We start from the raw sequence: 23,525 nt of genomic DNA on the forward strand, positions 1-23,525 counted from the left end.
CATGGAACGAACTGCGAACGTCCGGGTCGCCGCGGTGGTCGCGCTGGTGCCGGTGGGCCTGCTGGCCGGGGCGCTGTCCTACGGGCGGGTGAACGTCGTGCCGACCTTCGACGCGGTGCCGCTCGACGTCCACCTCACATTCCGGGTCGCGTTGTTCGCGGCGAACGGCGTGGTCATGCCGGTGCTGATGGGTGTGGCGTTCGCCGGGGCGGTGTGGTTGGCGGTCGCCGCTCGGGGGCGGCTGCGCGCCGCCGCGCTGGCCGCAGTGGTGCTGAACGCGGTCACGGCGGCGGTCACCCGCTTCGGCAACGTCCCGGTGAACGACGAGGTGCGCGCGTGGCTGGCCACCGGCCCGACCCCCGACTTCGCCGAGCGGCGGCGGTACTGGGGGATCCTCAACGACGTCCGACTGGCCACCGCGGTGACCGCGTTCGCCGTGCTCGTGGTCGCGCTGGCGCTGGCACGCGCACCGCGGCCGGTGGAGGTGTCGCGGTGAGAGCGGTCCGCGTGCCGCGACGGGTGCGCCGGTTCCTGGTCGGCGGGCTCGCGGTGCTCGTCGGCGTGCCGGTGCTGGCGGTGGCGGCGCTGCTGGTGTGGGACGGCGGGGTCGACACCGGCCCGCGCCGCGAGCTGCTGCCCGGGGTCCAACTCGACCTGCGCACCGCGCAGACCCGACTGGGGCCCGTCGAGTACGACCTGGCCGGTGCCGACGGGCCGGTGGTGCTGTCCGTGCACGCCGGAGCGGGCGGCGCCGACCAGGCGCGGCTGTTCGCCGACTGGCTGCGCCCCGCGGGCTACCGGATCCTCAGCCCGTCCCGGCCGGGGTACCTCGGCACCCCGCTGGACAGCGGCCGGACGCTGGAGGAGCAGGCCGACCTGCTCGTCGCGCTGCTGGACGAGCTGGGCGTCGACCGGGTCGGCGTGTTCGCCGCGTCCGCGGGCGCCCCGGTGGCCTACGCGTTCGCCGCCCGCCACCCGGACCGGGTGTGGGGGCTGGTCGCGGTGGGCGGCACCAGCCGGTCGAAGCCGCCCGGCGGCCCGTCGAGCCCGGTGCGGGCGGTGTTCATGAGCACCGTCGGCCAGAAGCTGGTGCGCCTCACCGCCGAGCTCTCCCCGCGCACCGTGCTGGCCGGCACCCTGGACGAGACCAGCACGTTCACCGACGAGCAGAAGGCCGCGCGGACGGCGTACGTCATGGACACGCCGCCGGTGCGGGAGTTCTTCGCGGCGATGCTGGGCACCACCTTCCCGTACGCGGAGCGGCGGCCCGGCACCGCGAACGACGCCGAGCTGGCCCGCGCTCCGCTGCCGCTGGACCGGATCACCGCCCCGACGCTGGTCGTGCACGGCACCCGGGACGGCGACGTGCCCTTCGCCGACGGCGAGCACGCCGCCGCCACCATCCCCGGCGCCGAGCACCTCTGGCTGCCCGACGACGACCACCTCGGCTTCTGGCTCGGGCCCTCGGCCGCCTCCGCCCGGTCCGCGGTCGGCGCCTTCCTCGACGTCCACCGACCCTGACCGCACCGGGTGGGCGCCGGTCAGCCGCGGGCGACGACCGCCGCGGCCTCGGCGCGCAGCGCGTCGAGGACGGCCCGCACGGCCGGGCGCTCGGCGGTGCTGGGCCGCACCACGGCCTCGATGAGCCGGGCGGCCCGCACCCCGGCCAGCGGTCTGCGCACCAGCCGCCGGCCGCCGCGGTCGTCGGTCGAGTAGTGCGGCAGCAGGGCGATCCCGTGCCCGGCCGCGACCAGCTCCTCGGTCACGGAGAAGTCGTTGATGCGCTGCACCACCCGCGGCGACGCCCCGGTGCGCAGTGCGATGGTGCGCAGGACGTCGTCGACCGGCCAGCCGACCTCGACGCTGATCCACGGTTGGTCGGAAAGCTCGTCCAGGCGCAGCCGCCGGCGCCGGGCCAGCGGGTGGCCGGGGGGCAGCACGACGTCGAGCGGCTCGCGCAGCAGCGGCACGACCAGCCGGGAGTCGGCGTAGGGACCGGCCATCGCCTCGTCGCGGTGGCTGACCACGACGTCGAAGTCGGCGCTGAGCGCGAGCACGGACGTGGGGGTGAGGTCGACGTCGCGGCACTGCAGGTCGACGTCGGGCGCGCCGGCGATCCGGGTCAGCAGCCCGGCCAGCATCATCCGGGCCCCGGACGGGAACATCGCGGTGCGGACCAGCCCGCGCGGGGTCGTGCGCAGCCGGTCGACCACGGCGTCGGCCCGGGCCAGCGCGGTCAGCACGGCCTCGGCCTCGGCCGCCAGCAGCCGCCCGGCCTCGGTCAGCCGCAGCCCGCGCCCGGCAGGCTCGGTGAGCGCCACGCCGACCTCGTCGGCCAGCGCCCGCAGCTGCTGGGAGATGGCCGAGGGGGTGAAGGACAGCGCCGCCGCGACCGCCGTCACCGAACCGCGGTCGGCCAGCTCGCGCAGCACCCGCAGCCGCTGGACGTCCATGCAGCTCATCTAAAGAGACCCTGAAGACTTTGTCGATTGTCTTCGCAGTGCGCGCGGCGCAACGTGGGGTGGTGACCACCCGGGACCGCCTGCTCGCCTGCTTCGTCGCCGTGCTGTGGGGCGTCAACTTCCTCGCCATCCACACCAGCCTCGAGCACTGGCCGCCGCTGCTGCTGGCCGCGGTCCGGTTCCTGGTCATCGCCGTGCCCGCGGTGCTGCTGGTGCCGCGCCCGGCGGTCCCCCTGCGCTGGCTGCTGGCCTACGGCGCCGGGTTCGGCACGCTGCAGTTCCTGTTCCTCTACATCGCGATGCGGGTCGGGATGCCGACCGGGCTGGCGTCGCTGGTGCTGCAGGCCTCGGCGCCGTTCACGGTGCTGCTGGGCGCCGTGCTGCTGCGCGAGCGGCTGGCCCCCCGGCAGGCCGTCGGGATCGGGCTGGCGGTCCTCGGGCTGGGCGCGATCGCGGTGGCCAGGGCGCAGACCGCGGCGCTGCTGCCCGTCGTGCTGACCCTGCTGGGCGCGCTGGGCTGGGCGATCGGCAACCTGGCCAACCGCCTCGCCCTGCGCGACGCCCGCGGCCCGGTCAACCCCATGCACCTGGTGCTGTGGATGTCGGTGGTGCCGCCGCTGCCGATGCTGGCGGCGTCGTGGTTCGTCGAGGGGCCTGCCGCCTGGGCGACCGCGTTCGCCGCGGCCGTCACCCCGGCCGGGGTGCCGGGGCTGCTGGGCCTGGCCTACACCGTGCTGCTGGGCACGCTGGTCGGCTCGGGCATCTGGACGGTGCTGATGCGCCGCCACCCGGCCGGCGTGGTGGCGCCGTACTCGCTGCTGGTGCCCGTGGTCGGGATGGCGACGGCCGCGGTGGCGCTGGGGGAGCGGCCCAGCGCCGTCGAGCTGGTCTCCGCCGCGGTGATCGTGGGCGGGGTACTGCTCGGCACCCCGCGGGCCCGCCCCGCCCGGCCGGGTCCGGCCGAGGCCGTCGCGGTGGTGGCGGCCAGGCCGTAGGGCGCGCCCGCGGCCTTGTGGCGAGCGGCGCCGCGCGGCCTCCCCGCTGCACCGGGTGCTGCCCGACCTTTCGGTCAGCGCCTTCGTGACGACGTCGAGCGCACCCGGTGTGCGCGCTTTGGCGCAGGGGCGCTGAGCCGTTCCGGCGCTCTTCGGTCTTGTTGCGGTTCATTGCCGTCTGGACGCGACACTGTCGCCGGGTAGCCACATAGGGTGATACCCGTGCCCGACGAACGACCCAGCTTGCTCACGACGGCTCAGCTGGCCCGTCGGCTCAACATCGCGGCCCGGACACTGCAGCGCTGGCGGCAGGAAGGGTGGATCACACCCGAGCTGCTGACGGTCGGGGGACAGGCGCGGTGGGTGGAGTCCGACGTCCGAGCGCAGCTGCGCGCCATCGCCCAGCGGGAGCGCACCGACGAGGAACCGACCTGACGCGCGGGGCGCGCCCGCGCGCCCCGCGCACTCAGCTGGTGATGTCCTTGCGCTGGAACCGCCACACCGCGGCCGCCCCGAAGACCAGGGCGTAGGTCAGCGAGGAGAACAGCCCGCGGGTCATCCCGGCCCAGTCGACCTGGAACGACAGCAGGTCGGCCCAGGCCGTGGAGTAGCGGGTGGGCAGGTAGTCGCGCAGGTCCTCCAGCGCGGTGATCTGGTTGAGGATCTGGGAGACGATCGCCGCCATCACCGCGCCGCCGACGGCGCCCAGCGGGGCGTCCGTGGACACCGACAGCAGCATGGCCAGCGCGGCCACCCAGCTCAGCTGCACGGCCACGTAGACGGCGCCGAGCAGCACCCGGCCCACCGCGGTCCAGTAGTCCAGCGACTCGCCGGTGGGCGAGACGAGGTCGCCGCCGCCGTAGGCGAGGGTGCCCACGACCAGCGAGACCACCGGCAGCACCAGCAGCACCGCGGTGGACAGCACCCCGGCCACGATCGCCTTCTGGCGCAGCAGCCGGGCCCGCGGGATGGGCGCGGCCAGCAGGTAGCGCAGGCTCGACCAGGACGCCTCGGCCGCGACGGTGTCGCCGAAGAACAGCGCCACCACCACGACGAGCAGGAACGACGCCGAGGCGAACAACGCGAACGTGGCGAAGTTGGTACCGCTGCCCATGGCCAGGTCGACCAGGTTCAGCGACCCGGTGGGCGGGCCGTCGTCGGTGAGCGAGAACGCCGCCCACAGCACCACGGGCAGCAGCGCCGTCAGCCCGAACGCCACCTGGGTCCGGCGGCGGCGCAGCTGGCGGACCAGCTCGACGCGCAGCGGCAGCGTCCGGCCGGGCCGGTGCGGCGCGCGCGGGGGTCCGTCGTCGGCGAGGGCGCCGACGGTGCCCCGCACGGTCGAGGGGAGGTCGGGCGGATCGGTGGGCACGTTCTTCACGGTGTCGTGTCCTCCCCGACGAGCTGCAGGAACGCGTCCTCCAGGCGGCGGCGCGGGCCGGCCGAGGTCACGTCGACCCCGGCGGTGACCAGCGCGCGCACCGCGGAGGAGCGCGGGGTGCCGTTGAGCTCGGCGTGCACGGTGCCCGGGCCCGTCCCGACCTCGACCGAGAGCACGCCGTCGAGGGCGCCGAGCACGGCCGCGGCCCGGTCGGGGGCGTCGACGCCGAAGGTCGCCGCGCCGCCGCCGGCCATGATCTCGTCCACGGTGCCGTCGGCGACGACCCGGCCCTTGTGCATGACCACGACGTGGGTGCACGTCTGCTCGACCTCGGCCAGCAGGTGGCTGGAGACCAGCACCGTGCGCCCGCCCTGGGCGTAGCGGCGCAGCAGCTCGCGCATGGCGTGGATCTGGGGCGGGTCGAGCCCGTTGGTCGGTTCGTCGAGCACCAGCAGCTCGGGCAGGCCCAGCATCGCCTGGGCGATCGCCAGCCGCTGGCGCATGCCCTGGCTGTAGGTGCCGACGCGGCGGTGCACCGAGTCGCCCAGCCCGGCGATCTCCAGGGCCTCGCCCAGGTGCGCCTCGGCCTCGGGGCGCCCGGTGGCGGCCCAGTACAGCCGCAGGTTCTCCGCCCCGGACAGGTGCGGCAGGAAGCCGGGTCCCTCGACGAAGGCCCCGATGCGGGCCAGCACCGGCGAGCCGGGTCCGACGCGCTCCCCGAACGCCGAGATGCTCCCCGCCGTGGGGGTGATCAGGCCCATCAGCATCCGCAGCACGGTGGTCTTGCCCGCGCCGTTGGGGCCCAGCAGGCCGAGCACCATCCCGCGCTCGACGTCGAAGGAGACCCCCTTCACCGCGCTGAACCCGCCGCGGTAGGTCTTGGCCAGGTCGCGGATGCGCAGGGGGACGTCGGCGTCGGCGGGGTCGGCCGGGGCGGCGGCCCGGTCGCGGCGCCTGCCGAGGACCCGCCCGACCACCCAGGCGAGCAGGGCCAGCGCCAGCACGACGCCGATGCCGATCAGCGGGCCCGACGGGACCGTGCTGGCCGTGACGTTCTCGCCGGGCACCTCGGGCACGGTGAGCGCGGCGTCGGGCCCGGTGCCGACCCGCCACACCGCGGGCTCGACGCCGCCGGCGTAGCCCTGGTCGGTGGTGCTGACCGAGACCATCAGGGAGTTGCCCGCCTCGATCGGCGCGACGACGCCGGGCAGGGTGACGGTGCTGGTGACCGGGCTGCCGTCGGCCGGCACGGCGACCCGGAACGGCGCCACCGCGCTGCCGAGCAGCGTGCGCAGCCCGCCCGGGGCCACCTCGTAGACCTTGGCGAACAGCACCGCGTCGGCCGGAGCGGGCTGGCCGGGCAGCCGGGCCACCGTCACCTGCACCCGCGGCGCGCCGGTGACCAGCGTGGACGCCTCGAACGGCGCGGTGCGGAACTGCGCGGACTGCCCGGGCAGCTCGGCGGTGAACGCGGTGACCCGCCCGCCGATGGCGCCGAGGGCGCCGCCCAGACCGGGCAGCGCGGTGATCGCCGCCGGGTTGCCGCCCGCCGGGCGCACCACGAGCTGCGGCGCGCCGTCCAGGGGCAGGCTCCGCGCCTGGAGCTGACCGCGGCCGGGCAGGCCCGGGTACTCCGGGGCGAGCAGCGAACGGGTGGTCGGGGTGTTGCTGCCGCCGCGCACGCCGCTGACGACGGTGTAGCCGAAACCGGTTCCCGGGTCGTCGCCGCGCCCGGCGAGGTGGAAGTCGAACCACTCGCCGATCTCCTCGCGCAGCGGCTCGCCGGGCGCGGTGCCGTCGTGGCCGCCGGAGTACCAGATGACCTTGACCGGGCCGCCGGCCGCGGCGATCTGCCGGGCGTTGGCGTCGGCCTGGTCGAGCCCGAACAGGGTGTCGGCCTCGCCCTGCACGATCAGCGCGGGCGCGGTGATGCGGTCGGTCACGGTGGCCGGGGAGGAGCGGCCCAGCAGGTCGGCGGTGGCCGCGGAGAGCCGCCCGGTGGTCGCCGCCTCGGTGTAGGCCGCGCAGACCTCGGCGGTGAACCGCCCGCAGTTGGCCGGCTGCCCGCCGGTCGGCGGGACGACCCCGCCCGGAGCGGTGCCGGCGGCGGGGGCGCTGGGCAGCGCCGCGCCGGTGCCCGGCGCGTCGGCGCCCGCCGGGTCCTGCCCGGTGTCGGCCGGCCCGAGCCCGGCGGAGAAGAACACCCCGGCCCACCCGCTCTTGAAGACCCCGTCGGCGCCGAACGCGCCGTGCGCGGGGGTGTCGGCGGGCGGCGCCTGCGCGGCGGCCGCGTTCGGGAACAGGGCCTGGCCGAGGTCGTTCCAGGTGATCACCGGGGCCAGCGCGTCGACCCGCTGGTCGTAGCCGGCCAGCATCAGCGACAGCGCCCCGCCGTAGGAGCCCCCGGTGACCCCGATCCGCGGGTCGCCGGGCCCGTCGAGCCGGACCTCCGGCCGCGCGGCGAGCCAGTCGACCAGCGCGACGGCGTCGGCGACCTCGGCGTCGGGGGCGTTGAGCGCGATCTGCCCGGTGCTCGTGCCGAAGCCGCGCGCCGACCAGGCGAGCGCGACGAACCCGCGGGCGGCCAGCTCGCGGGCGTCGGTGTCGACGGTGGCCTTGCTGCCGCCGAACCCGTGCGCGACCAGCACCGCGGGCGCCGGCAGCGTGGCCGGCAGGTAGAGGGTGGTGTCCAGGTCGGCCCCGGCGGTGCGGATGCGCTGCTCGCTCGTGCGCGCCTCGTCGGCCGGAGCGGCGGCGGCCGCGCCCGTCGTGAGCGGGGTCGCGGCGATGACCAGCACGACGACGGCCGCGAGCCTGCGCAGGATGGGGGGCACGCGCCGACGGTAGGGGACTGCGTGTGGGGCGCCGGTGGACGGGCCTCAGCGGGTTCTCAGCCGCCTGCGCAACGTCCCGCGCAGGCCAGCGGCCGTGCGCGGGCCGCGGGCCTACAGGGTGATCTCGTCGACGTGCTCGACGTGCGGGGCGCCGTCCAGGAACGGGCCGATCACCCCGCGCCAGCGCCCGAAGTTCTCCGACTCCCGGAAGCCAACGGTGTGGGCCTCCACACTGTCCCACTCGATCATCAGCACGAACCGGTTCGGCGACTCCACGCCGCGGGTGAGCTGGGCGCCGCGGAAACCGGGGGTGTCGGCGACGAACCTGATCCCCTCCCGCACGGCGTCGCCGAACCCGTCGGCGGTCTCCGCCTTGACCGTGATGTCCGCGATCTCCAGCACCATGGCCGGCATCGTCGCACGGATCGAGGGCTCCGCGGTGGCGGCACCGAGCGTGCCCATTCGATCACTGCGATGGGGCATGATCCCAGCCATGCTGCATTTCTCCATCACCACCGTGGCGGCGGCCAGTGCCGATTTCCGGCGCGTCCAGTGGACCGGGTCGCACAGCCAGCTGGTCGTCATGACGGTGCCGCCGGGCGGGGAGATCGGTGAGGAGGTGCACGAGGTCGACCAGATCCTGGCCTTCGTCGGTGGCGTCGGGGAGGCGGTCGTCGAGGGGGAGACCCGCGAGGTCGTGCCGGGCGACCTGGTCGTCGTGCCCGCCGGCACCACGCACAACTTCGTCAACACCGGCCCGAACCCCCTGGTGCTCTACACGATCTACGCCCCGCCCGAGCACGCCGACGGCACGGTGCACCGCACGCGGGACGAGGCCGAGGCGGCCGAGGACGCCGGGCTGGACGAACCGGCGCGGGCGTAGCCCCCGACGGCGGCTACGTCGCGTCCTCGTTCCGGCGGCGGGCCCGGGCGCGGCGCTTGCCCTCGTGCATGGCCTGCACCCGGGCGATGGGGATGGCGTGCCCCTCCTCCAGGAGGTCGGCGGGCAGCGCCTGCGGCTCGGGCATCCGGTCGTGCCAGGGGTCGGCGTCGCCCAGGCGGTCCAGGGCCGTCCGGACGGTGAAGTCGGCGGGGGTGACGTCGGGCAGCTCGTCCCAGTCGAGCGGGAACGACACCGGCAGCCCGGGGCGCACCCGGGGGCTGTAGGCCGCGACGACCGTGGCGCCACCGGCGCGGGTCGAGTCCAGGAAGACCTTGCCCTCGCGGTCCTCCTTGATGAAGGCGGTGGTGGCGACCTCCGGGTCGAGGCGCTCGGCGCGGGCGGCCAGCGCGCGAGTGGCCGCGGCCGCGTCGACGACCTCGACGTCCTCGTGCAGCGGCACGAAGATGTGCACGCCCTTCGACCCGCTGGTCTTCACCGTCCCGGCCAGCCCGCTGTCGGCCAGCGCCCGCCGGACGAGCGCGGCGGCGCGCACCACGTGGGCGAAGTCGTCGCCGGCCGGGGGGTCGAGGTCGAGGATGAGGTGCGTGGCGCGGGTCGCGCCGACCGGGATGAGGGCCGGGTGGTACTCGACGGAGCGCTGGTTGGCGTACCAGAGCAGGGTGCGGCGGTCGTTGCAGACGGGGTAGTGCACCTCGCGGTGCGAGGCCTCGGCCCAGACGGAGACGGTCTCGATCCACTCCGGCGCGTACTTGGGCAGGTTCTTCTGCATGAACGGGTCCTGCCCGGGGCGGACCCGCATGACGGTCAGCGCGCGGTCGCGCAGGCCGGGCAGGATCCGGTCGCGGACGGCGTCGAGGTAGTCGACGAGGTCGCGCTTGGTGGCGCCCGCGCCGTCGAAGAGGGGTTGGTCGAGGTTGGTCAGCTCGACCCCGTCGCGTTCCTCGACCGTCTTCGCCCGCGCCATGGCGCCATCACACCACCTTCCGGGGTTCGAGGTGGTGCAGGTGCACCTCGGTCAGCGCGCCGCCGGCGGCGGTGGCGGTCATCCAGGTGAACGTGGGCATGCGGCGGCGGTCGGTGGGGGAGCCGGGGTTGAGCAGGCGCAGGCCGTTCGGCGCGGTGCTGTCCCACGGGATGTGGCTGTGCCCGAAGACGAGCACGTCGGTGTCGGGGTAGGCGGTGGCGCAGCGGCGCTCGCGGCCCGCCTTCTGGCCCGTCTCGTGCACCATCGCGAACCGCACACCGCCCAGCTCGACCCGGGCCACCTCGGGCAGCCGGGCGCGCAGCCCGGGACCGTCGTTGTTGCCGAAGACACCGATCACCCTGCGGGCCCTGGCCGCCAGATCGTCGAGCAGCGCCTCGGCGACCCAGTCGCCGGCGTGCAACACCACGTCGACCTCGTCGACGGCGGCCCACACGGGCGCGGGCAGGTCCTTCGCCCGCACCGGGAGGTGCGTGTCGGAGATGATCAGCAGGGTCGGCACCGCGCCCCTCCTCGGGGGGTGTGATTCGGCGCGCCGGGTCGGCCGCCGGGGGTTAGACAGTGTGCCGGGGGTACGTCGTCCCCCGAACCACCGCCCCGGCTCCGCGCCGGACCCGAAGGGAGCCGGCGTGACCGAGACCGCCACGCAGGGCAGTGCCGGGCGCACCGAGGAGCCCGATCCCCGGCGGTGGAAGGCCCTCTCGGTGGCGCTGACGGCCGGCTTCATGAGCCTGCTCGACGTCAGCATCGTCTCGGTCGCGCTGCCGTCGATCCAGCGCGCGCTGGGCACCGACGCGGCCGGGATCCAGTGGGTGGTCTCCGGCTACGCGCTGACCTTCGGGCTGGCGCTCGTCCCGGCCGGGCGGCTCGGCGACGCGTTCGGCCGCCGGCGGCTGTTCATGCTCGCGCTGAGCGGGTTCGTGCTGTTCAGCGCGCTGGCCGGGGCGGCACCGAGCACCGGGTGGCTGATCGCCGCGCGGCTGTTCCAGGGCCTGGCCGCGGGGACGATGGCGCCGCAGAACTCGGCGCTGATCCAGCAGCTGTTCTCCGGGGCCGAGCGCGGCCGGGCGTTCGGCCTGTTCGGCGCCACCGTCGGGCTCTCCACCGCCGTCGGGCCGGTGACCGGCGGGGTCATCCTGGCCCTGGCCGGTGAGGAGTCCGGCTGGCGGTGGATCTTCCTGGTGAACGTGCCGATCGGCGTCGTGGCGCTCGTGCTGGCCTTCCGCCTGCTGCCGCGCGGCGGGGGGAGCGGGAAGCGGGCCGAGATCGACTACGTGGGCGCCGCGCTGGTCGGCGCGGGCGTGCTCGCCGTCATGCTGCCGCTGGTGCTGGCCGAGGCGGGCGGGCTGTCGCGGCTCTGGTGGCTGTTCCCGGTGGGCGCAGTGCTGCTGGCGGCGTTCGTGGCCTGGGAGTACCGGATGACCCACCGCGGCCGCGAGCCGCTGCTCAACATCAAGCTGCTCACCGAGACCTCCGGGTACGGCACCGGGGCCGCGCTCGGCATGGCCTACTTCGTCGGGTTCAGCGGCATCTGGCTGGTGTTCGCGCTGTTCTTCCAGGCCGGGCTGGGCTACACGCCGCTGCAGTCCGGCCTGGTGGTCACCTCGTTCGCGCTCGGCTCGGCGGCCTCGTCGGTGATCGGCGGCCGGCTGGTCGAGCGGTTCGGCCGGGCGCTGACCGTCACCGGGCTGACGATGGTGGTCGTCGGGCTCGCGACGACGGCGCTGGTGATCTGGTCGGCACCGCCCTCGACGACGGGTGTCGCGGTGATCGCGCCGCTGCTCGTCGCGGGCATCGGCGGCGGCTGGGTGATCTCGCCGAACACCACGATGACCCTGCGCTGGGTGCCGGTCGGGATGGCCGGGTCGGCGGGTGGGGCGCTGCAGACCGGGCAGCGGATCGGGGCCGCGATCGGCACGTCGGCCCTGCCGGGCGTCTTCTACGCGGTGCTGGCCGTGAACGGCCGGGACTACCGGGGTGCCGCGGCCACCGCGGTCGGCATCGCCGCGCTCACCGTCTGCGTCGCGCTGTCGATCGGGATCCTGGAGTGGCGGCGGTCGCGCCACCGCGCCGCGGGCGTGGGCGCCCCCGACCCGGACGCCCCCGACTCCGGCCACCACCACTACAGCGACCCGCACTGACCCACGGCCGGCGACGCCGGGGTCGTGAGCGGAACCACGGCCAGGACCGTGGGTCCCGCTCACGACCGGTGCTCAGCTGACGCCGACGAGGTCCACGACGAAGATCAGGGTCTCGTTCGGGCCGATGGCGCCGGGGGCGCCGCGCTGGCCGTAGGCCAGGTGCGGCGGGATCTCCAGCCGGCGACGGCCGCCGACCTTCATCCCGACGACACCCCGGTCCCAGCCCGCGATGACCTGCCCGACGCCGAGCCGGAACGGCAGCGTGGAGCCGCGGTTCCAGGAGGCGTCGAACTCCTCGCCCGTGGAGTGCGCGACGCCGACGTAGTGCACCTGGACGGTGTCGCCCGCGGCGGCCTGCTGCCCGTCTCCGGGGACGATGTCCGTCACGACCAGGTCGGTCGGGGCGGGTCCGGTGATCGGGTCGACCTCGGGTCGTTGCAAGGGCGTGCTCATCAGCTGGGCTCATCCTCCAGAATCGGCTGAGCGGACCAGCCTGCCAGAGCCCGCGGCGGGCGCGGACAGCGCCTCGCGCAGGAACTCGACCTGCAGCAGCAGCAGGTTCTCGGCCACGACCTCCTGCGGGGTCATGTGGGTGACGCCCGACAGCGGCAGCACGCTGTGCGGGCGCCCGGCGGCCAGCAGCGCCGAGCTGAGCCGCAGCGTGTGGGCGGCGACGACGTTGTCGTCGGCCAGGCCGTGCACCAGCAGCAGCGGCCGGCTCAGCGCGGCCGCGTCGTCCAGCAGCGACGACCGCGCGTACGCGTCCGGCTGCTCGTCGGGGTGGCCCAGGTAGCGCTCGGTGTAGTGGGTGTCGTAGAGCGCCCAGTCGGTGACCGGCGCGCCGGCCACCGCGGCGTGGAACACGTCCGGGCGGCGCAGCACGGCCAGCGCGGCGAGGTACCCGCCGAACGACCAGCCGCGGATCCCGACGCGCGACAGGTCGAGGTCGGGCACCTGCTCGGCCACCGCGTGCAGCCCGTCGACCTGGTCCTCCAGCACCGGCGCGGCCAGGTCGAGGTGCACGGCGCGCTCCACCTCCGGCCCGCGCCCCGGCGTGCCCCGTCCGTCCACGACGACCACGGCGAAGCCCTGCTCGGCGAACCACTGGCTGGTCAGGTGGGCGTTGCGGGCGGCCACCACGCGCTGGGCGTGCGGCCCGCCGTAAGGGTCCAGGAGCACCGGCAGGGGTGTGCCGGGCTCGTGCCACGAGGGCAGCAGGACGGCGGCGGGCAGCCGCCGGGCGCCCGCGGTGAGCAGGGTGATCCGCGGCAGCAGGTCGGGGGACTCGGCGAACGAGGAGATGGTGCGGGTGATGCCGCCCCGGCGCACGGTGGTCGTGGTGCCGTCGCTGTCGAGGTCCTGGCGCACCACGACCAGCGTGCCGCCGACCAGCCGGCCGGTGTGCAGGCCGGGACCGGGGGTCAGCTCGGTCAGCCCGTCGGGCCCGTGGGTCCAGAGCCCGATCGAGGTGGGCTCCGCGCCCGCGCGGAACAGGACGGTGCCGTCCGCGACGTCGAGCACGTCGCGGACCTGCAGGGTCGTCGGCGTGACCGGCTCGTCGCCGACGACGAGGCGGCGCGCGCCCCCCTCGTCGACGACCGTGACCAGCGCGCCCGAGCCGGTCCACGCGGGCACCCCGCCGACGAGGTCGACCCAGACGGGGTCGGTGCGCTCGTGCAGCGGCGTCGTGGCCCCGGTCGCGGGGTCGACGCGCAGCAGCAGGGCGCTGCGCTGGTCGCGCGGCTGCACGACGATCCACGGGCCGTCCTCGCCCCACCCCGCGGAGGCCAGGTACTCGCCGTCCCGGTCGACCGCGACGCGGGTGCCGTCCTGCCGCACGATGTGCGCGGAGACGCGCGCGTTCGGCGTGCCCGCCGCCGGGTAGGCGACGACGGTGGGGGTGCGGTCGGGGTTGGCCGGGTCGGCGATGTGCCACCGCGAGACCGGGCTCTCGTCGACCCGGGCCACCAGCAGCGCGCTGCCGTCGGGGGCCCACCAGTAGCCGCGCATGCGGCTCATCTCCTCGGCCGCGATGAAGTCGGCCAGGCCCCAGGTGACGTGCGGGCGGTCCGGCTCGGCGAGGGTCGTCGTGGTGCGCGAGGCCAGCTCGTGCACGTGCAGCGCCCCGCCGCTGACGAACGCGACGCGGCGCCCGGACGGGTCGGGCCGCGGATCGATCACCCCGCCGGGGGTGTCGACCAGCCGCGGGGTCAACCCGGCGGCGAACTCGGTCACGTAGAGCTGCCCGGAGAGCGCGAACGCGGCCATCGTGACCGGGCGGTCGGTGGCGTAGCCGACGATGCCGCCCGCCTGCTCGCGGCTGCGCTCGCGGCGGGCCTTCTCCTCCGGGGGCAGGTCGGCGTGCGCGCCGCCGCCGTCGAGCTCGTGCGGGTCGGCGACGAGCCGCTCCTCGCCGGTGGCCACGTCCAGGGTCCACAGGCAGGTGACCGGGTCGGTGCCGGCGCGGCTGCGCAGGAACACCACCCGCTCGCCGTCGGGGGAGACGTGCACGCCGCGCGGGGCGCCCAGGGTGAACCGGCGGGTCCTGGCCTGCCGGCGCGGGAAGCTGTCCGTCACGGGGCCGAGTCTGCCCCGCGCGGGCCGGGTTCCGGTCCGGACACCCCGTACGGGGCGCGACGACCCGGCGTGGTCGACTGGTCGCATGAAGCGTTCCCTGCTGGCGGCCGCCCTGGTCGCCGCCGCGGCGGTGGCCGGGTGCAGTTCCGGCACCGAGACCGCCGCGCCGCCACCGGCCCCGCCCTCCGCGACGGCCGTCGCCCCGCCGGTGATCGCTCCGGTCGGCGAGCCGCTGCCCGGCATCCCGGCGCTGCTCGGTGCGCCCACCGACCTCGACGGGCCGCTGGCCGCCGGCCCCGGCACCGCCGACCCGCCCGCCGGGCTGCTGGCCCAGGACCTGGTGGTCGGCACGGGGCAGCCGGCCACCGCCGACTCCACCGTCGACGTGCGCTACACCGGCACCTTCTACGCCGACGGCAGCCAGTTCGACAGCTCGTGGGCCCGCGGCGAGGAGCCCATCCAGTTCCCGCTCAACGGGGTGGTGCCGGGCTTCGCGCAGGGCATCGAGGGCATGCAGCCCGGCGGCCGCCGGGTGATGGTCATCCCGCCCGCGCTCGGGTACGGCAGCCAGGACCAGCGCTCCATCCCGGGCAACTCGACGCTGGTGTTCGTCGTGGACCTGGTCTCGGTGAGCTGAGCTAGCGGCGACACGCCACTAGTCGACGCAGGACGGCCCGGCGGTGCTGATCGCCGGGGGCGCTGTCGTCGGTGCCGTCGTCGGCGCAGTCGGCGCCGGCGGCGGCGGCACGGCCGCGCTGCCCGTGGGGGCGACCCGCCCGGGCGCCTCGGCCGGGTCGCCGGTGTCACCGGAGATGCGGTCGGTGCCGGCGCCCGGTTCCACGGCGTCGATCTCGGCGGCCACGAAGTCGCGCACCGCCCGCGGGTCGATCTCGACGGCGACCCCGTCGGTCGGGGTGCGCATGTCGGGACGGCCGGTGGGGATGGTGCGGAAGACCAGCGGGTCGCCGGCGAGGCGGCGCAGCTGCTCGGGCAGGTCCTGGATGCTCCAGCCGCTGTCGAGCACGACGTGGCGGGTGGCGACGTCGACGAGCCGGTCGAGGCGGGCGGGGTCGGACAGCGTGCCGGCGTCGGTCAGCCGCTGGGCCAGCCCGGCCGCGAACGCCTGCTGGCGGGCGATCCGGTCGAGGTCGCCGCCGTCGAGGCCGTGGCGCTGGCGCACGAACGCCAGCGCGCCCGCCCCGCTGACGGTCTGCTGCCCGGCGGGCAGGTCGACGCCGGAGTAGCTGTCGCGCACGGGCTGGTTGAGGCACACCGGCACGCCGCCGAGCGCCTCGGTGAGCTCGACGAACCCGGCCAGGTTGATCTCGGCGAAGTGGTCGACGGTGACCCCGGTGAGGTCCTGCACGGTGGCCACCAGGGTGGCCCGGCCGGCCTCGCGGCCGCGGCGGTCGAGCTCGGGCCCGGCGATGCCCTGCGCGGCGAGGGCCTCCTCGGCCCTGGCCTTGCCCCGCCGGTACGCAGAATTGATCTTGTGGGTGCCGTGCGCCCCGGCGATGGGCACGAACGAGTCGCGCGGGATGGAGATGGCCACGGCCGTGCCGCCGGCGGGCACGTGCAGCAGCATGATCGTGTCGGTGTGCAGCTGGCCCTCGTCCGGGCCGGCGTGCAGCGCGTCGAGCAGTTCCTGGGGGAGCGGGTCGCCCGCGGCGTCGGTGCGCGCGTCCAGCCCGACCAGCAGCGCGGTGAACGACTCGCCGACCGGGGTGGGCACGGCGTCGGGGACGGCGGCGGTGCTGGTGGTCCGGCCGACCTCGAGCCGGTGCTGCAGGTTCCAGACGAGCCCGACGGCGATGAGGGTGGCGACCGAGGCCATGGCGACGACGGTGCGCAGCGCGACCCGGCCGATCGTCCTCGCGTCCATCCGCCCCCGATTCGCCCCCGATCGGCACGCCGGACCTGGTGGGCCGAGATCCACTGTAAGCAGAGAGCGCGATCTCCGCACGTCGTCGGGTCGAGGCGGGGTTGCGCGGCCCGGCTCACGGCGCGGTGGCGCGGAACCGCAGCGACCGCCCGGCCGCCGAGACGGCGATGTCGACGAAGCCCGCGGCGGCCAACCGGTCGGCCAGCGTCGCCGGGTCCAGCGCCACCATGGTGTCCCCGAGGTGCAGGAACCGGAACCACCAGCTGGGCGTGCTGTCCGAGCCCGCGAACGTCCCGCCCGGCGCGAGCACCCGCCGGGCCTGCGCGAAGAGCATGTCCTGGCGCCGCGCGGACGGCACGTGGTGCAGCATCGTGAAGCAGACCACACCGGTGAAGGCGCCGTCCGGGAACGGCAGGTCCGACCCGTCGCCCTCGACGATCCGCACGCCCGGACCGAGCTCCTGGCGCAACCGCCCCACCAACCTCGGGTCGATCTCCACGGCGGTCAGCGCGGGTACCAGCCGGGCCAGCTGCCGGGTCGTGGCCCCGAAGCCGGGGCCGATCTCCAGGACCTCCCCGCCGAGGTCGACGCCGCGCAGGGCCCACGGCAGCAGCCGCTCCCCGACCACCCGCCGCCACCACGTCGACCGGCACAGCACGTTGTGGATCGTGTTCACGGCGTCGACGCTACGACCGCCCGCGCTGTCCGGATGCCGCTAACGTGACGAGCCATGTCGGGATCCGGCCACACCGCCGTGCTGGTGGCCGACTTCCCCCTGGCCCGCCGCACGCGCTTCGGCCGGCACCGTCACCGCACCCACCAGCTGGCCTGGGCGGCCGAGGGAGTCGTCAGCATCACCGTCGAGGACGCCGCGTGGATCCTGCCGGCCACCCGGGCGCTGTGGATCCCGGCCGGCGTGCCGCACTCCGTCGACGGCGGGCCTGCCGTGGTGCGCGCCGCCTACCTGCACGCCAACCCGCACGGCTGGACCACGCCGACCCCGGTCGCGGTGAGCCCGCTGCTGCGCGAGCTGTCCGAGCACCTCACGACCGACCTGCCCTCGTCCGCGGCGCGGAGCCGCGCCGAGGCCGTCCTGCTGGACCTGCTCGACCCGGTGGGCACGACGAGCGTGCGGCTGCCCGTGCCGACCGACCCGCGGGCGGCCGCGGTGGCCCGGGCGATCCTCCGCGACCCCGCCGACGACCGCGGCCTGGAGGCCTGGGCGCGGACGGTCGGGGCCGGCGCACGGACCCTGGCCCGGCTGTTCACCGCCGAGACCGGGCTCAGCTTCGGCCGCTGGCGCACCCAGGCCCGGCTGCGCGCGGCGCTGCTGCTGCTCGCGGACGGGGTGCCGGTGGGCGTGGTGGCGCACCGGGTGGGCTACCGCGCGCCCAGCGCGTTCGTCGCGGCGTTCCACCGCCAGCTCGGCGTCCCGCCCGGTGCCTACTACGCGGGCCGGTGACCCGCGCTCAGAGCGCGTGCCCGGTGGTGCTGTCGACGTGGGAGGGGATCGCGCCGTCGTGCCGGTCGCCGGTCGTCGAGGTCCCGGTGGGCTCGACCATCAGGATCGACCCGCCGGGGGAGGAGGGCTTGTGCTCGACGCCCTTGGGCACGACGAACACGTCGCCCTGGCGCAGGACGACGGTGCGCTCGGCGCCGTCGGCGTCGCGGACGGCCACGTCGAAGCGGCCGTCGAGGACCAGGAAGAACTCGTCGGTGTGCTCGTGCACGTGCCAGACGTGCTCGCCGAGCGTGTGCGCGATCCGCACGTCGTAGTCGTTCATCCGGGCCACGATGCGGGGGCTGTAGACGTCGTCGAAGGAGGCGAGGGCGGCGGCGAGGTTCACCGGTGCGGTCATCGGCCCATCCTCGGGGCGGGGTGGCCACCGGTTCTTGTACGTTCTTGATGTGGACGAGCCACTACCCGGGCGGTGCCGGGTGCGGGCGTGGCGGCCCGCGGTCCCCGGCATCGCCGAGGTCTTCCACGCCCGGATCGTCGACTACGCCTACCCGCTGCACGTCCACGACACGTGGACCGTGCTCATCGTCGACGACGGGGCGATCGCCTACGACCTCGACCGGCGCTCGTGCGGGGCCTCCCTCGGCACGGTGGCCGTCCTGCCGCCGGGCGTGGTCCACAACGGGAAGCCGGCCCCGGGCACCGCCGCGGGCTTCCGCAAGCGCAACCTCTACCTCGAGCCGTCGTTCCTGCCCGCGGCGCTGGTCGGTCCCGCGGTCGACCGCACCACCGTGGACGATCCCGCCCTGCGCGCGGCGCTGGCCGCCCTGCACGACGCGCTCGCCGCCGGGGTCGGGCCGCTCGACGCCGAGGCCCGGTTGGCGCTGATCGGCGAGCGGATCGCCGGCCACCTCGCGCCCCGGACGGCGGCGGCCCGCCGCCCCGAGAGCCCGGTCGCCGACCGGCTGCGCGACCTGCTCGACGCGCGCCTGACCGATCCGCTGCCGCTGCGCGAGGCCGCCGCGCTCCTCGACCGGTCGGTCCCGCACCTCGTGCGCAGCTTCACCCGCCGACACGGCCTGAGTCCGCACGCCTACGTCCTGGGCCGCCGCGTCGAGGCGGCCCGGACCCGGCTGCTCGCCGGGGCCCGCCCGGCCGACGTGGCCGTCGAGCTGGGCTTCCACGACCAGGCCCACCTGACCCGGCACTTCCGCCGGCACACCTCGACCACCCCGGGGCGGTACGCGCGCGGGCGGCCCTGACCCCTCGGCCGCTCAGCCGCCGTAGATCGGGCCGACGTCGATCTTGTCATAGCGGCCGGGGAGCCCCGCGGTGTAGGTCGTGTACAGCACCTCGCTGGTGCAGATCGTGGCCTGGACCAGCTGCGGGGCCAGGTGGCTGCGGTCGCAGGAGAAGGTGCTGCTGTTGCCCAGCGGGCGCGGCACGTCCCTGGCCTCGCGCAGGGCCCCGGCCACCTGCTCGCCGGAGACCTCCCCGCCATCGGGCAGGCCCACGGAGTTCACCGCCCGGATGAACCCGAGCATGGACACGTAGCCGAGCGTGGTGAGGCCGGTGGGCTCGGCGTCGGGGGCGTACTGCTGCATCACCGTGCGGTAGACCTGCGCCTCGGGGTGGTCGCCGCTCGGGTCGCCGACGGCGAACACCACGGCGTTGTCGATCGCCGACTCGCCCAGTGCCCCGATGATCCCCTGGTCGACGCACCCGGTGCCGAGCAGCCTCGTCTGCGGGGCGTCGAGGGTGTGCAGCGCGGCCAGCACGGACTGGCACGCCGACCGCTCCGCGATCACCAGCACCGCGTCGGGGTCGTCGGCCAGGCCCTCCTCGACCCGCGCCGTCGCGTCGCCGCCCGCCGGTACACCCACCACCTGCATCCCGACCCCGGCCCGGGCGAAGATCGAGCGGCCGATCGTGCCCACCAGCCCCAGCACCTGCGGGCTCTCCACGCCGTAGATGGTGACGTTGTCGTAGCCGACGTCGTGGGAGTACTGCGCGTAGGCGCCGAGCAGGCCCACGGCGCCGGAGCCGAAGAAGAAGGCGTCCTCGGACGCGATCTCCGACGGCGACAGCGGCGACGACCCGACCCACGGGATCCCCGCCCCCACCGTGGTCGGCAGCACCGCGTCCGACGTCGTCGGCTGCCCGGCGACGACCGCGACCACGCCGGCCCGGACGAACTCCTCCGCGCAGGCCGTCGCGCTCTGCGGGTCGATCTTGTCGGCGCAGCGCACGACCTCGATCCGGTGCCCGTCGAGCCCGCCGAGGTGCTCGTTGGCGTACGCGGCCGCCGCCTCCGCGGCGTCGCCGGTCGAGCTGAGGTCGGCCTGCGGGTTGTCCTCGACGTTGAACAGGCCGACCCGCACGGTGTCGCCGGTGGCCGGGTCGGCCGGGCCGAGCAGGGGATCCGACGGCGCGGCCGGGGTGGCGACCCGCTCGGGGGAGGCGCCGGGCTGGGCGCAGGCCGTGGCGACGGCGAGGGTGAGGACGACGAACGCCGTCGCTCGTCGGGTCCGGGTACTGCGCACACCTGCTCCCAACGTCGAGCTGCGCCTCCCGCGATGGGCGGGGTGCAGCCGCTGAGTGATCCCGGGCCACTCTATGGAAGCAACGGAGGCCGCCTCACGGGGGGTTACCGGTCAGTAGATCAACACTCTCCGTCATCGCCACTCGGAGATGCGCCGACCTGCGACGGAGCCCGTGTGCGTGGGCATCGTGGTGATCGAGTGCGGGGGCTGCGTCACGATGCGCGTTCGGCCCGCCCGGTGTGGTCTCTTCGTCGGCCCCTGCGTGGTCGATCGGCCGCTCAGGAGTGATCATCCGGTCGCTCGCGTCATGGCGTCCGGTCGAGCAGGGCGCTGTAGCACCGGGCGCTACACGTAGCTACTTTGCGCCGAGGAACTCGTCGCGCGCCATCGGGCGCTGCCCCGCGTCGACCACGACCGCATGCGCTCCGAGGCCGACGAGCTCTTCGGGTCCGAGGACCGCATCGACGACATCGGCCCGGCGGGGGAGCGGCCGTCGTGACCGAGCGTCAGGAGTCCGGGATCCTGGACACGAGCGCCTACGTCGATCTCGCCCTCGTGGATCCGACTGCGCTCCCGAGGATCCCCGAGCTGACGGCCGTCACCGTGGCCGAGCTGCACCAGGGTGTCGCGATGGCGAAGGACGCGGCCAGTCGGGCCGCTCGCACCGAGAAGCTGGGCGCGGCGATCGTGGAGTTCGAGCCGCTGCCCTTCGACGGCCGGGCGGCGGCCCGGTACGGAACGCTGGTGGCGTTGACCATCGCGGCGAACCCCGATCCCAAGCCCCGCCGGATGGACCTGATGATCGCCGCGATCGCCGCGGTCAGAGGGCTCCCGCTCTACACGCGCAACGCGAAGGACCTCGTGGGGCTCGGGGAGATGCTCGAGATCGTCGAGGTGTGACTCCGTCCCGATCGGACGGACGTGACGAAATAGCGAGACCCGAACGCCTGAGCATCAGGGCCTCGCCATTCGCTTGTCAGTCGGCGGTCACGGCTGAAGGATGGTCCCCCATCCGGAGAGGTGGAAGACCTGGTAGTCGGACTTGTTGCCCAGTGTCGTGTTGATGTAGATGTCGAATACGGACTCGCCGAAACCGTCGGCGTCGAACGGACGGATGTCCACGTACGCGTCGGTGGCGCCAGGTGTCGGAACGGTGTTCTCGACGATGAACTTGGTCACCTTGCCGTCCTGGAAGCACCAGGTCCAGGTGGCGCTGTAGGCGAGCTTCCCGTCGCGCTTCCAGTCCTTCTCGACCGTCACCTCGTCGCGGTGGGTGTGCGTCTCGCAATCCTCGACCGAAGCTGCGCCGGCTGTGGGAGCGAGCGCCGCTCCGGACAGGAGGGCGAGGACGAGCGCGCCCAAGGTGGTGGCGAGGCGCGTGCGCAGTCGGCCGGCGAGTGAGTTCCGAGTCGTAGGGCCGGTACTTCCGCCTTCGCGAACATGGCCATTCGTCAGGTCCACTGATTTCCCTCCAGAAATGCGCACAGCGAACCGTCCTGTCGATGCGTGTTTGGGTGTCGCGCAACGTGGTCGTGCTCGCGGGCGCCGCGGTATTTGCTCGTACTTGCTCGGAGGGTGCACCGCGTTTGTTAACGGACCGATGACGGGGCGTTTGGTGCTCACCCGTACGGCCTATCCCGGTGGGTCGTACCGATGAGGTGCGCCACAATCGGCGAGATGAGTTGACGACGTTGGGAGCAGCCTGTCGGGCATGCGCAGCGCTTGTGCGGCCATGCCGTGCCCTGCGCCCACGGGCGGCCGCCTCATCACGGCCGACCGTCGTCCGGCGGTCGTCAGCGGGTCGTCGACTCGCGGGATCGAGAGGGCTCAGACGGAGGCCTGGTGGAACCGGGCTCACCAACCCCGTGCCCGCCATTCCGGGATGCTGGGGTGCTCCTCGCCGAGAGTGTGTCGTCGCCGTGGCCGGGGACTACGACGTCCCGTCCGTGCCCGTCGGCTGGGCCATCGGCTGAATGGGCGGCGGCGCGCCGGTCGGCGTCGTCGCTCAGCGCGTCCCGCTGCTCGCACGTCGCCCGAGGCCGGTGCCGTACTCGGGCAGGACCAGGGCGGAGTAGGCGGTGCGGCGCTCGCCTTCCGACGGCAGTGTGGTCCGCGTGCGCAGCACCTCGTTGCGCGCCTCCAGCTGCTCCCGGGTGCGCGGGAGGGTCGCGGAGCCGCCCCCACCGGCGAGTGACTGGTTCAGCTCCACGAACTCGCGGATCGTCCGCTCGTACGCCGCGTAGGCCGTGGTGTGGTCGGCGTGCGTGGCCAGCTCGCCGGCCAGGACGTAGGCGCCGATCAGGGAGAGGCTCGATCCCTGCCCGGACACGAAGGACGTCGCGTGGGCGGCGTCGCCGGCGAGGGCGACGCGGCCGCTGGACCAGGCGGGCATGTGGATCTGGCTGACGACGTCGAAGAACAGGTCCTCGGCCCCCCGCATGGCCGCGACCATCCGCGGGACCTCCCACTGCGCGTCGGTGAACATCGAGGCGACCAGGTCGCGCTGTGCCCGTGGGTCGCGGAAGGCGCCGAAGGGCGGTTCGGTCCGACCGAAGACCAGGAATCCGTGCACCGGCTCGCCGGGGTCCTGGGCGTACTGGACCGCCGCCCGGCCCGGGACGTTCCACAGCACCGCTTCGTGCGAGAGGCCCAGGTCGTTGGGCAGGGTGAAGCCGGCGAAGCAGGACCCGAGGTAGCGGTGGAACCGCTCCTCGGGGCCGAAGACCAGTCGGCGGGTGTTGGAGTGCAGGCCGTCGGCGCCGATCACCAGGTCGAAGGTGCGCGGGCTGCCGCTGTCGAAGGTGACCTCCACGTGGTCGGCACGGTCCCGGAGGGTGGCGATGGAGTCGTCGAACAGGAACTCGACCTCGTCCCGGACCAGCCCGTAGAGGCAGTCGGCCAGGTCCCCCCGACGGACTTCGAGGTCGAGGTCCTCGGCGCCGCCGGTCAGGGCCTCGGGCCGCAGGCCCGCGATGACGGCGCCGTCGGGGTCGAGGAAGGTGATCTTCCGGGTGTCCACGTGGGCCTGCCGCAGGCGCGGCAGCAGCCCCATCCGCTCGACGACGTCCCGCGCGGGGCCGCGGACGTCGATCGGGTACCCCCCGCCGCGGAGCCGGGCGGCCTTCTCCACCACCGTGACCTCGAAGCCGTAGCGGTCCAGCCAGTAGGCGAGGGCCGGGCCGGCGATGCTCGCACCGGAGACGAGGATCTTGCGGTTGGCCGTGCGGTTCATCGGGGTTCCTTCCTGCTCGGCCCCACGCCGAGCAGTAGATGCATAGGTTAGGTATCCTTCTTTCCGGCGCGGTGGGGCTCTGCGAGCGCCGGTGCCGCCACCGTATAGATACCTGAGTTAAGTATGCAACTGG

The 23,525-nt window shown here is 74.9% G+C and carries 24 protein-coding genes; 10 read left to right on the top strand and 14 right to left on the bottom strand.

Annotation, left to right across the window (positions count from 1 at the left end; all coding sequences use genetic code 11):
• The first annotated feature begins 1 nt into the window (after window position 1).
• Together KDL28_RS22440 and KDL28_RS22445 are read left to right on the top strand one after the other, a co-directional pair.
• Window positions 2–496, top strand: a complete 495-nt coding sequence (locus KDL28_RS22440; RefSeq protein WP_252441436.1) for an anthrone oxygenase family protein — start codon at window positions 2–4, stop codon at window positions 494–496.
• Window positions 493–1,521 carry an alpha/beta fold hydrolase gene (locus KDL28_RS22445; protein ID WP_252441437.1) on the top strand — a complete coding sequence of 343 codons (1,029 nt, stop codon included), beginning with the start codon at window positions 493–495 and terminating at the stop codon, window positions 1,519–1,521. The genes KDL28_RS22440 and KDL28_RS22445 overlap by 4 nt, the downstream gene beginning before the upstream one ends.
• Before the next feature lie 20 nt (window positions 1,522–1,541).
• Here the strand turns inward: KDL28_RS22445 and KDL28_RS22450 are convergent, their stop codons facing one another.
• Entirely contained in the window at window positions 1,542–2,453 is a 912-nt protein-coding gene (locus KDL28_RS22450; protein WP_252441516.1) for a LysR family transcriptional regulator, read from the bottom strand.
• 71 nt (window positions 2,454–2,524) lie between these two features.
• On the opposite strand from KDL28_RS22450, the gene KDL28_RS22455 reads away from it, so the two are divergent.
• Both KDL28_RS22455 and KDL28_RS22460 read left to right on the top strand, forming a co-directional pair.
• Complete coding sequence (locus KDL28_RS22455) at window positions 2,525–3,457, top strand: EamA family transporter (protein ID WP_252441438.1); 933 nt, start codon at window positions 2,525–2,527, stop codon at window positions 3,455–3,457.
• A 222-nt stretch (window positions 3,458–3,679) separates the two neighbouring features.
• Window positions 3,680–3,892 (top strand): MerR family transcriptional regulator, encoded by a 213-nt coding sequence (locus KDL28_RS22460; protein ID WP_252441439.1) that lies wholly within the window; start codon window positions 3,680–3,682, stop codon window positions 3,890–3,892.
• 31 nt (window positions 3,893–3,923) lie between these two features.
• Here the strand turns inward: KDL28_RS22460 and KDL28_RS22465 are convergent, their stop codons facing one another.
• The 3 genes from KDL28_RS22465 to KDL28_RS22475 all read right to left on the bottom strand — a co-directional run bounded on the left by KDL28_RS22465 (window position 3,924) and on the right by KDL28_RS22475 (window position 8,134).
• Entirely contained in the window at window positions 3,924–4,829 is a 906-nt protein-coding gene (locus tag KDL28_RS22465; RefSeq protein WP_252441440.1) for an ABC transporter permease, read from the bottom strand.
• A 5-nt stretch (window positions 4,830–4,834) separates the two neighbouring features.
• Window positions 4,835–7,672 (bottom strand): alpha/beta fold hydrolase, encoded by a 2,838-nt coding sequence (locus KDL28_RS22470; protein WP_252441441.1) that lies wholly within the window; start codon window positions 7,670–7,672, stop codon window positions 4,835–4,837.
• Between the two features lie 111 nt (window positions 7,673–7,783).
• Entirely contained in the window at window positions 7,784–8,134 is a 351-nt protein-coding gene (locus KDL28_RS22475) for an antibiotic biosynthesis monooxygenase family protein (protein ID WP_252441442.1), read from the bottom strand.
• 31 nt (window positions 8,135–8,165) lie between these two features.
• Between KDL28_RS22475 and KDL28_RS22480 the strand changes: the two genes are divergently transcribed.
• Window positions 8,166–8,555 (top strand): cupin domain-containing protein, encoded by a 390-nt coding sequence (locus KDL28_RS22480; RefSeq protein WP_252441443.1) that lies wholly within the window; start codon window positions 8,166–8,168, stop codon window positions 8,553–8,555.
• 13 nt (window positions 8,556–8,568) lie between these two features.
• Here KDL28_RS22480 and KDL28_RS22485 read toward each other — a convergent pair whose 3' ends face one another.
• Window positions 8,569–9,540: a DNA polymerase domain-containing protein gene (locus KDL28_RS22485; RefSeq protein WP_252441444.1), complete on the bottom strand. Its 972-nt coding sequence runs from the start codon at window positions 9,538–9,540 to the stop codon at window positions 8,569–8,571.
• A gap of 7 nt (window positions 9,541–9,547) precedes the next feature.
• The gene (locus tag KDL28_RS22490; RefSeq protein WP_252441445.1) at window positions 9,548–10,060 is read right to left on the bottom strand and encodes a metallophosphoesterase family protein; all 513 of its coding nucleotides are present in this window, start codon (window positions 10,058–10,060) and stop codon (window positions 9,548–9,550) included.
• Window positions 10,061–10,283: 223 nt separating this feature from the next.
• Between KDL28_RS22490 and KDL28_RS22495 the strand changes: the two genes are divergently transcribed.
• Window positions 10,284–11,699 carry an MFS transporter gene (locus KDL28_RS22495; RefSeq protein WP_252441517.1) on the top strand — a complete coding sequence of 472 codons (1,416 nt, stop codon included), beginning with the start codon at window positions 10,284–10,286 and terminating at the stop codon, window positions 11,697–11,699.
• Window positions 11,700–11,771: 72 nt separating this feature from the next.
• Here KDL28_RS22495 and KDL28_RS22500 read toward each other — a convergent pair whose 3' ends face one another.
• Window positions 11,772–12,152 carry an FKBP-type peptidyl-prolyl cis-trans isomerase gene (locus KDL28_RS22500; RefSeq protein WP_305882229.1) on the bottom strand — a complete coding sequence of 127 codons (381 nt, stop codon included), beginning with the start codon at window positions 12,150–12,152 and terminating at the stop codon, window positions 11,772–11,774.
• Between the two features lie 9 nt (window positions 12,153–12,161).
• Window positions 12,162–14,276 carry a S9 family peptidase gene (locus KDL28_RS22505; protein WP_252441446.1) on the bottom strand — a complete coding sequence of 705 codons (2,115 nt, stop codon included), beginning with the start codon at window positions 14,274–14,276 and terminating at the stop codon, window positions 12,162–12,164.
• Between the two features lie 85 nt (window positions 14,277–14,361).
• Here KDL28_RS22505 and KDL28_RS22510 point away from each other — a divergent pair, with 85 nt between their 5' ends.
• A complete protein-coding gene (locus KDL28_RS22510; RefSeq protein WP_252441447.1) occupies window positions 14,362–14,913 on the top strand; it encodes an FKBP-type peptidyl-prolyl cis-trans isomerase in 552 nt (183 codons plus the stop codon).
• An 18-nt stretch (window positions 14,914–14,931) separates the two neighbouring features.
• Here KDL28_RS22510 and KDL28_RS22515 read toward each other — a convergent pair whose 3' ends face one another.
• Both KDL28_RS22515 and KDL28_RS22520 read right to left on the bottom strand, forming a co-directional pair.
• Window positions 14,932–16,158, bottom strand: a complete 1,227-nt coding sequence (locus KDL28_RS22515; protein WP_252441448.1) for an LCP family protein — start codon at window positions 16,156–16,158, stop codon at window positions 14,932–14,934.
• A 115-nt stretch (window positions 16,159–16,273) separates the two neighbouring features.
• Entirely contained in the window at window positions 16,274–16,834 is a 561-nt protein-coding gene (locus KDL28_RS22520) for a class I SAM-dependent methyltransferase (RefSeq protein WP_252441449.1), read from the bottom strand.
• A gap of 54 nt (window positions 16,835–16,888) precedes the next feature.
• Here KDL28_RS22520 and KDL28_RS22525 point away from each other — a divergent pair, with 54 nt between their 5' ends.
• Window positions 16,889–17,620 (top strand): AraC family transcriptional regulator, encoded by a 732-nt coding sequence (locus KDL28_RS22525; RefSeq protein WP_252441450.1) that lies wholly within the window; start codon window positions 16,889–16,891, stop codon window positions 17,618–17,620.
• Window positions 17,621–17,627: 7 nt separating this feature from the next.
• Here KDL28_RS22525 and KDL28_RS22530 read toward each other — a convergent pair whose 3' ends face one another.
• Window positions 17,628–18,017 carry a cupin domain-containing protein gene (locus tag KDL28_RS22530; RefSeq protein WP_252441451.1) on the bottom strand — a complete coding sequence of 130 codons (390 nt, stop codon included), beginning with the start codon at window positions 18,015–18,017 and terminating at the stop codon, window positions 17,628–17,630.
• Window positions 18,018–18,066: 49 nt separating this feature from the next.
• On the opposite strand from KDL28_RS22530, the gene KDL28_RS22535 reads away from it, so the two are divergent.
• On the top strand, window positions 18,067–18,879 hold the full coding sequence (locus KDL28_RS22535; protein ID WP_252441452.1) for a helix-turn-helix domain-containing protein: 813 nt from the start codon (window positions 18,067–18,069) through the stop codon (window positions 18,877–18,879).
• Between the two features lie 12 nt (window positions 18,880–18,891).
• Here the strand turns inward: KDL28_RS22535 and KDL28_RS22540 are convergent, their stop codons facing one another.
• Window positions 18,892–20,160, bottom strand: a complete 1,269-nt coding sequence (locus KDL28_RS22540) for an ABC transporter substrate-binding protein (RefSeq protein ID WP_252441453.1) — start codon at window positions 20,158–20,160, stop codon at window positions 18,892–18,894.
• A gap of 495 nt (window positions 20,161–20,655) precedes the next feature.
• Between KDL28_RS22540 and KDL28_RS22545 the strand changes: the two genes are divergently transcribed.
• Window positions 20,656–21,060 carry a PIN domain-containing protein gene (locus tag KDL28_RS22545; RefSeq protein WP_252441454.1) on the top strand — a complete coding sequence of 135 codons (405 nt, stop codon included), beginning with the start codon at window positions 20,656–20,658 and terminating at the stop codon, window positions 21,058–21,060.
• An 87-nt stretch (window positions 21,061–21,147) separates the two neighbouring features.
• Here KDL28_RS22545 and KDL28_RS22550 read toward each other — a convergent pair whose 3' ends face one another.
• Complete coding sequence (locus KDL28_RS22550) at window positions 21,148–21,621, bottom strand: hypothetical protein (protein ID WP_252441455.1); 474 nt, start codon at window positions 21,619–21,621, stop codon at window positions 21,148–21,150.
• 544 nt (window positions 21,622–22,165) lie between these two features.
• Window positions 22,166–23,392, bottom strand: a complete 1,227-nt coding sequence (locus tag KDL28_RS22555; protein WP_252441456.1) for an FAD-dependent monooxygenase — start codon at window positions 23,390–23,392, stop codon at window positions 22,166–22,168.
• Between the last annotated feature and the right edge of the window lie 133 nt (window positions 23,393–23,525).

Source organism: Pseudonocardia humida, from assembly GCF_023898865.1.
Lineage (GTDB): Bacteria > Actinomycetota > Actinomycetes > Mycobacteriales > Pseudonocardiaceae > Pseudonocardia > Pseudonocardia humida.

What these genes read in the sequence shown, in the direction of transcription:
- KDL28_RS22440 (WP_252441436.1), top strand. Translation starts at nt 2, where the DNA reads ATGGAACGAACTGCGAACGTCCGGGTCGCCGCGGTGGTCGCGCTGGTG.
- KDL28_RS22485 (WP_252441444.1), bottom strand. Translation starts at nt 9,540, where the DNA reads ATGGCGCGGGCGAAGACGGTCGAGGAACGCGACGGGGTCGAGCTGACC.
- KDL28_RS22450 (WP_252441516.1), bottom strand. Translation starts at nt 2,453, where the DNA reads ATGGACGTCCAGCGGCTGCGGGTGCTGCGCGAGCTGGCCGACCGCGGT.
- KDL28_RS22530 (WP_252441451.1), bottom strand. Translation starts at nt 18,017, where the DNA reads ATGACCGCACCGGTGAACCTCGCCGCCGCCCTCGCCTCCTTCGACGAC.
- KDL28_RS22515 (WP_252441448.1), bottom strand. Translation starts at nt 16,158, where the DNA reads ATGGACGCGAGGACGATCGGCCGGGTCGCGCTGCGCACCGTCGTCGCC.
- KDL28_RS22480 (WP_252441443.1), top strand. Translation starts at nt 8,166, where the DNA reads ATGCTGCATTTCTCCATCACCACCGTGGCGGCGGCCAGTGCCGATTTC.
- KDL28_RS22510 (WP_252441447.1), top strand. Translation starts at nt 14,362, where the DNA reads ATGAAGCGTTCCCTGCTGGCGGCCGCCCTGGTCGCCGCCGCGGCGGTG.
- KDL28_RS22555 (WP_252441456.1), bottom strand. Translation starts at nt 23,392, where the DNA reads ATGAACCGCACGGCCAACCGCAAGATCCTCGTCTCCGGTGCGAGCATC.
- KDL28_RS22495 (WP_252441517.1), top strand. Translation starts at nt 10,284, where the DNA reads ATGAGCCTGCTCGACGTCAGCATCGTCTCGGTCGCGCTGCCGTCGATC.
- KDL28_RS22525 (WP_252441450.1), top strand. Translation starts at nt 16,889, where the DNA reads ATGTCGGGATCCGGCCACACCGCCGTGCTGGTGGCCGACTTCCCCCTG.
- KDL28_RS22475 (WP_252441442.1), bottom strand. Translation starts at nt 8,134, where the DNA reads ATGGGCACGCTCGGTGCCGCCACCGCGGAGCCCTCGATCCGTGCGACG.
- KDL28_RS22500 (WP_305882229.1), bottom strand. Translation starts at nt 12,152, where the DNA reads ATGAGCACGCCCTTGCAACGACCCGAGGTCGACCCGATCACCGGACCC.